General features: G+C 31.6%; 10 protein-coding genes and 1 pseudogene. All 11 read right to left on the reverse strand.

Translation table 11 applies throughout. The features are described 5' to 3' along the window. Positions 1-478, reverse strand: a pseudogene (locus RWR88_RS07585) (transposase); the annotation flags it as partial. Positions 479-548: 70 nt separating this feature from the next. Continuing rightward, positions 549-1,289 carry a 3D domain-containing protein gene (locus tag RWR88_RS07590; RefSeq protein ID WP_314451556.1) on the reverse strand — a complete coding sequence of 247 codons (741 nt, stop codon included), beginning with the start codon at positions 1,287-1,289 and terminating at the stop codon, positions 549-551. A gap of 379 nt (positions 1,290-1,668) precedes the next feature. Continuing rightward, a complete protein-coding gene (locus RWR88_RS07595) occupies positions 1,669-2,850 on the reverse strand; it encodes an aminotransferase class I/II-fold pyridoxal phosphate-dependent enzyme (RefSeq protein ID WP_314451558.1) in 1,182 nt (393 codons plus the stop codon). A gap of 3 nt (positions 2,851-2,853) precedes the next feature. Next, on the reverse strand, positions 2,854-3,909 hold the full coding sequence (locus tag RWR88_RS07600; RefSeq protein ID WP_314451560.1) for a M24 family metallopeptidase: 1,056 nt from the start codon (positions 3,907-3,909) through the stop codon (positions 2,854-2,856). Between the two features lie 9 nt (positions 3,910-3,918). Beyond that, positions 3,919-5,241: a PTS transporter subunit EIIC gene (locus tag RWR88_RS07605; protein WP_314451562.1), complete on the reverse strand. Its 1,323-nt coding sequence runs from the start codon at positions 5,239-5,241 to the stop codon at positions 3,919-3,921. Positions 5,242-5,256: 15 nt separating this feature from the next. Beyond that, the gene (locus tag RWR88_RS07610) at positions 5,257-5,595 is read right to left on the reverse strand and encodes a PTS sugar transporter subunit IIB (RefSeq protein ID WP_314349688.1); all 339 of its coding nucleotides are present in this window, start codon (positions 5,593-5,595) and stop codon (positions 5,257-5,259) included. A 15-nt stretch (positions 5,596-5,610) separates the two neighbouring features. Then, positions 5,611-5,919, reverse strand: a complete 309-nt coding sequence (locus RWR88_RS07615; protein WP_314451564.1) for a PTS lactose/cellobiose transporter subunit IIA — start codon at positions 5,917-5,919, stop codon at positions 5,611-5,613. Between the two features lie 17 nt (positions 5,920-5,936). Next, a complete protein-coding gene (gene ypdE, locus RWR88_RS07620) occupies positions 5,937-6,977 on the reverse strand; it encodes an aminopeptidase (protein WP_314349690.1) in 1,041 nt (346 codons plus the stop codon). A gap of 13 nt (positions 6,978-6,990) precedes the next feature. Continuing rightward, positions 6,991-8,841, reverse strand: coding sequence for a PTS sugar transporter subunit IIA (locus RWR88_RS07625; RefSeq protein ID WP_314451566.1), 1,851 nt, complete (start codon positions 8,839-8,841; stop codon positions 6,991-6,993). A gap of 331 nt (positions 8,842-9,172) precedes the next feature. Then, on the reverse strand, positions 9,173-10,300 hold the full coding sequence (gene rlmN, locus RWR88_RS07630) for a 23S rRNA (adenine(2503)-C(2))-methyltransferase RlmN (protein WP_314451568.1): 1,128 nt from the start codon (positions 10,298-10,300) through the stop codon (positions 9,173-9,175). A gap of 15 nt (positions 10,301-10,315) precedes the next feature. Continuing rightward, the gene (locus tag RWR88_RS07635; RefSeq protein WP_314451570.1) at positions 10,316-11,284 is read right to left on the reverse strand and encodes an asparaginase; all 969 of its coding nucleotides are present in this window, start codon (positions 11,282-11,284) and stop codon (positions 10,316-10,318) included. Between the last annotated feature and the right edge of the window lie 155 nt (positions 11,285-11,439).

Below are 11,439 nucleotides of genomic sequence, written 5' to 3' on the forward strand. Positions count from 1 at the left end.
TTTCCTCCTTCAATCGGAGTTCTCTCAACTTTTTTAGAATGGCATTCTCCGCTCTTAAGTATTCATTCTCTAGTTGAAGACGTTCTAAATCTGTCATTTCTTCTATTGTTTTCTTTGGTTTACGTCCCATTATTCTTGGTCTCCCTTTTGTTTTCTCAACAATAGTATACCCATTTTTCTTATAGTGTGCTAGCCAATTCGAAAGTAAACCCCAATTTGGAAGTGCATAATCAATAGATACACTTGATTGTGAACGACCTTCTAAAAGAACTTTATCCATTATTTCCTGCTTTAGCTCTGGTGAATAGTAACGATTTTTTTCTTTTTTAACAATTTCTATCCCATATCGATCAATCAATCGAACTAAGTATTTAATATTAGAAACGGCGATATCGTATTTCTGTGAAAGATTCTTTAAGCTTTCACCTTGTTTTCTTAGTTGATAAATTTCTATTTTATCTTCATAAGTTAATTTCATAAAAAAACACCCCAAAAGTTAGATTTTTATGTCTAACTTTTGGGGTGCAGTACATCTTTCATGACTATTCTTATTTTAAAATACGAATCGTAATTGTACGACGACCGAAATTATAAGTTTCGGCTACTGTTGGGAAGTGAACATCAATTTTATTCCCTACAATTGCACCACCTGTATCAGCTGCACGGAATACTCCATATCCTGGAATTTCTACCATAGTTCCTAATGGAATTACTCGTGGATCTACCGCAATGACCATTGGATCATTCACTAAGTTTGTTCCATCTGCTGTGTAATTTGATAATCCTGCTTCAGCATATGAATAAGCTGTTGCTTCAACTGTTAATGTATAACCTTCTGTTGCTGCTGGAGCTGCTGTAGTAGTTTGTACTTCTTGTGAAGTAGCTGTTTGCGGAGTTGGCTCTACTGCTTTTACTTCTACAACTTCTGTATTATCTTCTACTTTGTAAGTATGCTCTTCTTCTTCAGTTTTCACGACTACTTCTTGTTTATCTGCAGAATACTTAATCGTTGCTCCTGCATAAATTAAGTTAGCGTTTTGAATATCATTAACACGAATTAAAGCATCTAATGATACATCCATCGCTTCAGCGATAACAGATAATGTATCACCATATTTTACTGTGTACTCTTGTACCCCTTCATCGTTATGAACAATTTCATCTTTCACTTCTTCTGTAGTACGTGCTACCCATTCATCAGCCTTAGCTGTTGAAGTTGTCATTCCTGAAATTCCTAGAAAAGCTACTGCGATTGTTGCCAACACCGTCTTCTTTAATGTAAATTTCATAAACATCCTTTCCGACTCTCTACTAAAAATACTATTTCGAGAATCTACCGCTTAAAATTTCCAAATGCGGTTTTATTTGATGTAACTACTGTAACATGAAAAAATAGCAAAATGTTGATTTCACGCGTTTTGTTAAGCCTCTTTAAATAAATTGACTTTTTATGATAGTTAGATTACAGAAAAACAATACGAACGTATGTTTTTGTTACATTTGTCATCTTTTTGTAACATTCACTTAAATTTCTCTTTAACTTTTGTTCGTATAAAATTGAAATGTTACAACTTTGAAAACGTTTTATCGTCTGTGAAGTTTAATTTCTTTATAGAAAATAGTAAAAAAACACCCCCATCTCTACTTGAAAGATGAGGGTAATTAGGGTTATTTATAAGAATCATACATTTTTTTTATTCTATTAAACGCTTCTTCAACTTTATATCTTTGCATCCCTATATTTAATCTTACGAAACCTTCAGCATTAGATACAAAATAGCTACCTAATACTACTGTCAGGTTTGCACGTTGAAAGAACTTACTAATTTCTTCTTCTGTTTCAAAATAATCCCCTACATAAATCCATGCCAAAAAAGAAGATTCTGCTTTCATCAATTTAAATTTAGGTAAATTATTTTTAATAAAATCTTCAACATAACTATGATTTCCTTCAATATATGTTACCATTTCTTCTAGCCATTTATGCTCATATCTATATGCGGCTTCTATAGCTGGAACCGCAAAAACATGTGGAGAGGTAACATAATTTGCAGATAACCTAGCATAAATCTTCTCTCGCAAACTTTCATTTGGAACTACTATATAAGATGTTTTTAATCCTCCTAAATTAAACCCTTTATTTGGAGATACACATAACACACTTGAATCCATCACATTATCATTCGCATTCCATAGACTAGTAAATTTGCTGTTTGGAAATACAATATCTCGATGAATCTCATCAGAAATCAAATATACTTGATTTCTTTTACATATGTTTCCCAATTGATTCAACTCTTGAGCTGTCCAGACTCTCCCTGAGGGATTTTGTGGATTACAAAGTATAAACAACTTTACATTATACTTTATTATGTCTGATTCCATTTTATCAAAATCTATATAATAACGATTTTCTGTCAAAATCAAATCGTTACAGATTAATTTTCTTCCATTATGAATTACAGATTCAGCAAAGGGAGCATAAGCAGGTGTATGAATCATTACATAATCACCTACATCAGTTAATGCTTGGACAATATTATGCAACGCTGATATCGTCCCGAAAGTTAGACGTACCCATTCTTTCTTTATATCTAAGTTAAAATATTTTTTATTCCAATTTATAACCGCATCATAGAAACTATCTGGGACAAAAGTATAGCTATAATCTGGCATCAAGGCTCTGTTTACTAACGCCTCCCTAATAGAAGGAGCACATTCAAAATCAATATCAGCTAAATCCATAGCAATAATATTATTACCTATTGGATTTTTTTCTTTAAGTAAATCTGGATTCCATTTTCTAGTACCTGTGATACTCCTATCAAACTTCTTATCAAATTGACTCATTTTCTATCCCACCAATATTAATGATTTATCACTTTTTGTTAAAGCTTCTCCTCTGTCCGACAGTACACAAACAACATCTTCAATTCTTACTCCACCTAAATTTGGAATATAAATTCCTGGTTCACAAGTTAAAACCATATTTTCTCGTAAAACAGTGTTACTAGTGGAATTCATCATCGGATAATCTCCACCAATTCCTATTCCATGACCTAATCCATGTGTAAAAAACTCTCCATATCCAGCTTCAGTTATAATATTTCTAGCTATTTCATCTACTTTGTTTGCGACTACTCCAGGTTTAACAGAATCAACAGCAGCTTGTTGAGCTTTTTTTACAACATTATAGATTTTTTCTAATTCTTGCTCTACAGATTCTATTCCTATGGTTCTAGTCATATCAGATTGATAATGATCTAAAACTATTCCAAAATCAATCGTAACAAGCTCCCCTTTTTGAATAACTTTATCTGTAGGTCTTCCGTGTGGCAGCGATCCTCTCCAACCACTCGCTACAATAGGTTCAAATGACAATCTATCAGCACCCATTTTAAAACATTCATTGTATATAATCCCTACTAATTCTTTTTCTGTCATACCCACTCTAATCTGAGGTAAAACACGCAATAAAATTTGATCTGTTAATTCACAAGAAATTCGAATTTTACGAATTTCCTCTTCATCTTTAATCATTCTGATTTTTACAATTTCTTCTCCTATTTGGTGAATTTCAAACTTCTCAGAAAGTAATAAATATTTTTGAATAGAGATTCCTTCATTTTCAACACCAATTTTTATGAAATTATTCTTTTTAAAAAAATCCATAATAGGAGTAAAATAATCTCGATTAGATAACACCTTATTAACAACATTCTCAATCATACATGTTTCATTCTGATATCGTCCGTCCATAAATTGAATGCATTCATCTAATGTAATAACTAAAATAGATCCACTTCCTGTTACAGCACCTAAATATTGTTTGGTAGTTTTATTAGTAATTACTATTGCATCCAATTGTTTATATTTTATCATTTGTCTTATCTTGTCAATTTTATCCATACCACTCACCTAAAAATCTAAATCTAAATCATCTAAAAGATTTTCTTCTTCTTTAGTGAATATATCTTTATTATTTTGTTTTAATGTTTCAAGTTCATCTTGTTTTTCCATAATTTTAAAGAATGGCCAATAAATTGCAACAGAAGCAACTAGTTGTATTGCACATACAATGATTGTACGCCAATCCCCATTTGTTAAAAATCCTTCTAAGAAAATACCCACATACGGAGGATCAAAAATTGGTTTATTTAAAAGTCCCCAGTGCATTAAAAACATTGGAAATGTTCCTATTATAGCACCACCAAAAACATGAGGGATAAACATAATAGGATTTAAAATAATTGGTGCCCCAAATAAAATTGGTTCATTAATACCAAATAAAGCTGGGAAAAGAGATACTTTTCCGATTTGTTGGTATCTTTTATTTTTTGATAGCATACAAGCTATAATACATCCAATACTAATTCCACATCCTGTAAATCCAAAGAATGCACTTGATGTTCCTGCAGTATAAAAGTGAGGAAGTGGTTTCCCCGCTTGCATAGCTGCTATGTTTTCAGCAATAAAAGCTACCATTATTGGACGAGTAATTGGGCTAAATACTGATGAATGAATACCAAAGAAGAAAATTGTACAAATCGCAAAATTTAACAATAAAACTGCCCAAGGATTATCCATACTACCTACTAACGGAGTTAAAAATCGTGTTAAAATTGTTGGAGGTAATTCTCCAATAACATTTAAAAATACAAAACGTAAAGCAATGAACGTGCCACCTACAATTAAAGTTACTGGAATTAGTTCAAAAGATTGAGAAACAAAATCAGGAACACCTTCAGGCATTCGAATCGTCAAATTACGTTTTTTACAGAAATTATATAACTCCACTGTAGCTAAGGCTACTAACATGGCTGTAAATAAACCTCTAGCTCCCAAATTTTTCAACATCAAATGACCTTGTTCGTTAAACGTTGCAACCATAAATAAAAATGCAAATGTAGCTAAAGTCATACAACCTGGAATATATAATTTATAATATTTACCTAAATTATAAGAAATAGCTAAACACGCATACAAGCCAATTAATCCTATTGAAAGAGTCACCGGCAAATCAAACAATTCTGCATTAGTAAGAATAAATTGACTAATTGCATTTTCTTCTCCTAACATATTAGGCAATGCAGGTAAAATTGCAAAAAAACTACCTAAAATCGTAAATGGTGTCATTGCAACCATTCCAGCCTTGATAGCACTAAGATGTGGTTGATTATCCACTTTTCGTGCAAGTGGTAAGAAGAAACGGTTCATAAATTCTGAAAACTTCTCAAACATCACAGTCACTCCCTTTTATTTTTGTTTTGATAATTGATGTTTTTTATACGTTACTAAAGCTAATTTCATTACTGTCGCTCCATCCATTTGACCATATACATCTTTATCAATTACAGCACATGGAATATCTAATGGATCAATCACTGAATGAATAAAATCTATTTTATGTGCAATTTGTGGTCCTATTAAAACAATATCCCAATTTTCCACAATTCCTTCTAATGAATCTGCTGGTATCGCCGTGAAATCAAAATCAGATTCATTTAATTTTTCACTTTGCTTAACCACTTTTTTCATATTTTGCATCAACATATTTGTTGAAAATCCTCCCGCACAACATAATAAAATTTTCATAATAACAAAATCCTCCTATTTCTCGTTTTCTTCAAAAACATCTATTAAAGCTTCAATTAAATCTCTGGCAAGTTGGCTAGTCATATAATGATCTTGAGCATGAACCATTAATAACGTAACTGCATCTTTAGCATCTGGATCTAATGCCTGAGCAATAATTTTAGTTTGTGCATTATGAGCCTCTAAATCAATAAATCTAGATTCTTTAAGAAGCTCCCTTGCTTTTTTAAAATCTTTATTTTTCAAACATTTTAACGCTTCAAAGGATTTCATTTTACTTTCCCCAGAGTTTGCTATAATTTGAATTATTTCTTGTTCATTCATGTATTTCACATCCTTCCTTAAAAATTTTCAAATTCATAAATATTTTTTTCCGTTAAGTCTTTTAACAATCTATAATATAACTCTTCCATTAAATCTACATCACTTGAACTAACCAAAGATGTTGTAGAATGTCCATATCTCACTGGAACAATCGTTACCAATGTTGGTTTACCTTGATTTACTTTATGGGCCTCACCTCCATCAGTTCCTCCCATATTGAACATATCTTCTTGAAGAGGTATCTGATTTTTTAATGCAAAATCTCTAAAATGATTTGCCATTTTTCTATTCGGTGAAAGAGTTCTGTCAAACAAAGTAATCATAGGTCCTTTTCCTACCTGGCGTTTATTAGAATGGTCTCTAATTAATTGATTAGAAGCTGTCGCTACATCTATAACATAAACGATATCAGGATTTATTAGTTGAGTAGCCGTTTTAGCACCTCTAATTCCCACTTCTTCACTACTTGTAAATGCAAAATACAAATTATATGGTAAAGAAATATTTTCTAATCTTTCAGCTAAAGAACATAAAATATAGCAAGCTAGTCGATTATCCATTGCTTTCCCAGAATACATATTTTCTGCTAAATATTTTTGGAAGTTCGTTGAAAATGTAACCATATCTCCTATATTAATCCCCATTTTGTCAACTTCTTCTTGACTGTTAGCACCCACATCTGCAAATACATAATCAACAATATTATCTTTATATGCTGCAAATGTAATCCCTGGTATTTTTTTCCTATCTCTTGTTGTAACTCTAATATGTTGATAAGATTGCCCATAATTTTGTACTCCACCTACCTTCATTAGATGAAGTAAACCAACAGAATCTACGCTCCTTACTAAAAATCCAACTTCATCCATATGAGCGCACAACATAATACTTTTGGTATTCTTTTCTTCAACTTTCCCAAAAATAATACTTCCTAATCCATCTACTTGCTCGATTAATCTTAAATGAGCTAATCTTTTCCTAATAAGGTCTCTCACTTCCTCTTCATCACCAGCCAAGGCATCTGCATTAGAAAGCTTACCCAAAAATTGTTCATCCATCAAACTCACTCCTTTAAAGATATATCTTTATTAATTTTATAAACTCTTGAAAATTTTGACATTTTGACAACTCATTTACCAATGATCTATGTTGCATTAGTCCATATAATTTTTTCGATAGATATTGATGCAACTCTACTTGCCCTGATTTTAAAGCTAACATGAACACTACTTTAATTTTCTTTTGCTTATAAAATATTGGCTTTGGCAATAAAGTTACACTGATAATATTTTCTGAACTATTCATATTCATTGGGTGAGGGATAGCAATTCCATTTTCATACACCGTGGATACATAATTTTCCCTTTCTATAATAGAATTTTCATACCCTTGAATATTCATGCTACTTTCTATTTTCCCAGCCACATGGTGTAATAATTGTTCATAATCTTCAAAATCATTAATTGAAAAATACTCTGAAGATATCATATCTATAAACTTTTCGTTACTATCCACTAATGTTCCTAGTTCAGTTAATAATTCAAGATTATTTTGAATGCTGAAGTAATCTAATTCTCCTAATATTTCTCCAATTTGAATAACTGGACAATTAATATTTAAATCTAATGGTGTGATAGAAAACAATAAGGTTGGATTAAACTCCATGATTTCTTCTTTTTGATAAATTGTGAAACTTTTTATTTCAGAATTTGGAAAAATTCTAGTAAATTTTAAAGACATTAATTGTGCAATTCCTCCTCCTGAACTACAAACCAATCCAATTCTGTAATATTTTCTATTTCTTCTTTCATTTTGTTTTTCATAAGAAACAGCCATATGAGAAGTTAAGTAGCCTATTTCTTCCTGATTAATAACAACCTGATACTTACTTTCAATTCTTTTAACAACAAGAATTGCAGCATTCATTATTGCAGGAAATTCTCTTTCCATAGTTTTGATAATAAAATTATCCTGGAAATCATTGACTTGTTTTCTCTCTAACATAAACGCTATATGCAACTGAATCATTCGCATAAAATCAATATCATTCACAAAATTTGTATTAAACTTATTATCCACTTCTTTATACAAAGTATATAAAAACGTTTTCAATTCTGTTTGTTGAAATAATCTATTAGATTGATAGTCTAACAACAATTGATACAAAAGATAAGAATATGAATCACAGTGTTTAATTAATTCAAATTTATTTAAAATATTCCTTATAACAATAATTTCTTCCATATCCAACTTTTCTAAAGATAAACTATTTTCTTGATAATAGATTAATATTAACTCTAACCATCTTTGAATTAACTTAGCTATTTCTCCATCTATTTTTAATTGATACGCTTGACATATCAACACTGTACACTGTGTTATTTCTGATTCAATTTTTGGGGTAATAATTTCCTCTATTTTTTCAACAATATAAGATTGCAAATCTTTAGAATATTTTTCCAAAAGTTTGAATTTGTCATATAAATTTCCAGTAATTTTTACCCCATAATGTGATTTTCTTTCTAAGAATAATCCTTCACTTTCTAATTGCTCTGCTATTTTTATAGTATCTTTTTTCACCTGTCCAATACTAATCGAGAAAATCTCTGCTAATTGTTTATTAGTAACAAAGTTATTATTCAATAATAAAAAAACAATAATCGAATGGATTCTACTATTTTTACCTTCAAAACGTTCCTTTGACCATTCCTCTAACGTCATTCTATATTGATCCATATCTTCAATTACTAAGTAATAACCTCTAGTTTTTGAACGATTAATATAAAAAGATGTAGATTCTTGATTGATAGTTTTAATATCTTCTCGAATGGTTCTAGTAGAAACTGTTAATTTACTAGCTAATTGTTCTAATGAAACAAAATTTTCTTTTTCTAAAATTTTTACTAATTCTCTTTTTCTCATCGTTCCCTCCTAACTCCAGTTATTCTCATCAGATGGTATCTTTATTATAGGACAGCGTTTTCTCATAAAACAGTTAATTTTTTTCTATTTAATATGGAAAAAAATAGACTAATCTATAAAAAACACCCCCATCTCTACTTGAAAGATGAGGGTGAAAATGTAATTTGTACGTTTTAAAAAACAGAAAGACTTCCCATAGTAGCATTAGTAATATCAGCCACAGTTGGCTGATATTACTGGAAACTTCGAGACCTTAGGCTCGAAGTTTAGGCATGAAACCGAAGGTTTGCTGCCGTCCTTTTGCTACTATAACAGGAAGTCTATACGTTTTTTATTTGTCTTCTTCGCTCTTACGTTTTCTGTCACGATCACGCTTCATTTGGCTTGAACGTAATTGACCACACGCTGCTTCAATATCATGACCAAATTCTTTACGAACCACACAGTTAATATGATTTTTCTTCAATACATCATAGAAAGCAACTACACGATCCTTACTACTACGTTCATATTGATCATGCTCACGAACTTTATTATAAGGAATCAAGTTTACATACGATAAACGTTTCTTATCCGCTAATAAATCGGCTAATTGTTGTGCTTGCTCCACAGAATCATTGACATGATCCAACATAATATATTCAAATGTTACACGACGATTCGTTGTGCGAATATATTCATTAATAGCTTCCATCACCACTTCAATAGGGTATTTACGGTTAATACGCATAATTTTCGAACGAGTATCATTATCTGGAGCATGTAACGATAACGCTAAGTTAACTTGCAACCCTTCTTTAGCAAAATCTAAAATTTTAGGAGCAAGTCCACTTGTAGATACTGTAATATGACGTGCACCAATCGCTAAACCTGCATCTGAATTTACTACTTTTAAGAACTTAATAACATTATCATAGTTGTCAAATGGTTCCCCGATTCCCATTACAACAATATGACTTACACGGTCTCCAGGAGCTACTTCATCTAATGTACGTTGAACATGCATTACTTGCGCTACAATTTCTCCAGCGACTAAGTCACGTTGTTTTGCAATAATACCACTGGCACAGAACGTACAACCGATATTACATCCTACTTGTGTTGTGACACAAATCGATAAACCATATTCTTGTGGCATTAATACTGTTTCAATTAATAGTCCATCTGCTAATTCAAATAAGAACTTACGAGTACCATCTGTTGATTGTTGTTTAATTTTTTCATTTAATACTGGGAATGTAAAAGTTTCATTTAATTTTGCAATTAAATCTTTTGATAAGTTTGTCATTTCTTCAAAACTTGTGACACGTTTACGATATAACCAATCCCATAATTGTCCTGCTCTGAATTTTTTCTCTCCATGTTCTTCAAACCATGCGACTAAATCTTCATATGGATATCCATAAATAATTGGTTTTCCTTCATATTCACGAATACGTCTTCCGATTTTTGTTACCATTTCTAATCCTTCTTTCTAGCATGCAAATGCTTTTTCAATTTCTTCTAATGATTTCCCTGAACTTAATAAAACACTTAGTTTCAGACGAGCTTTTTGCCCACTTAATCCTGTTGTAAAAATGACACCAGACTGTCTTAATTGCTTTCCTCCGCCTAAATAGTCATACACATCATATGTAACACCATTGAAGGCTCTAGATACTAATACAATGGGGATTCCTGCTTCTATACATCTTTGTAAGGCTGGTAATGTTGCTGGTGGTAAATTCCCTGCTCCCAGAGCTTCAATCACTACACCTTTTGCATGATGTTCGCAAAGCGCATCGAGTAATAGTCCATCCATTCCCGCATAAGCTTTTAATAAGTATACTCCCGTTTGAACTTCTTCGATTGGATAGTATTCTTGTTTTAATAAACGTTGGAAATAAATCACTTCACTTTTAGAAACTAATCCAAGAGGTCCAAAAGTTGGCGTTTGGAAAGTTGCGACATTTGTAGTATGAGTTTTCGTCACATAAGTAGCTGTATGAACTTCATCATTCATAACAACTACAACTCCTTTATCCTTCGATTCTGGAGAAGCTGCAACAATTAAGGAACTCCGTAAATTCGCTAGACCGTCTGACCCAATTTCATTACTTGATCTCATTGCCCCAGTCACCACAATGGGAATGGATAAATTCGTTGTTAATTCTAGAAAATACGCTGTTTCTTCTAAAGTATCTGTTCCATGAGTGACGACAACTCCTGTATATCCCTCTTCAACAGCTGTTAAAATTCTTTGTCTTAATTGCATCATATGAGATTCTTGCATATGAGGAGAAGGTAAATTAAATAAATCTTCTGTATGAATATCTCCGATTAAATGAAATAAATGCGCACTCGATAATAAAGGATTTTCTCCATTAGGAGATACTTTTCCAGTAGAATGGTCTTCACTCATTGCGATGGTTCCACCCGTATTAATGATTAAAATTTTAGCCATACTTCAACCTCCTTATCTTTCATGCAAAATCTCTTATTACATTTTTCATATAATCTTAGTCTACCATAATCTAGACTGTAAAAAAAGAAAAGACTTGATTTGTACTGCACCCCAAAAGTTAGACATGAAAAATCTAACTTTTGGGGTGTTTTTTA

The organism is uncultured Granulicatella sp., from assembly GCF_963528195.1.
GTDB lineage: Bacteria > Bacillota > Bacilli > Lactobacillales > Aerococcaceae > Granulicatella.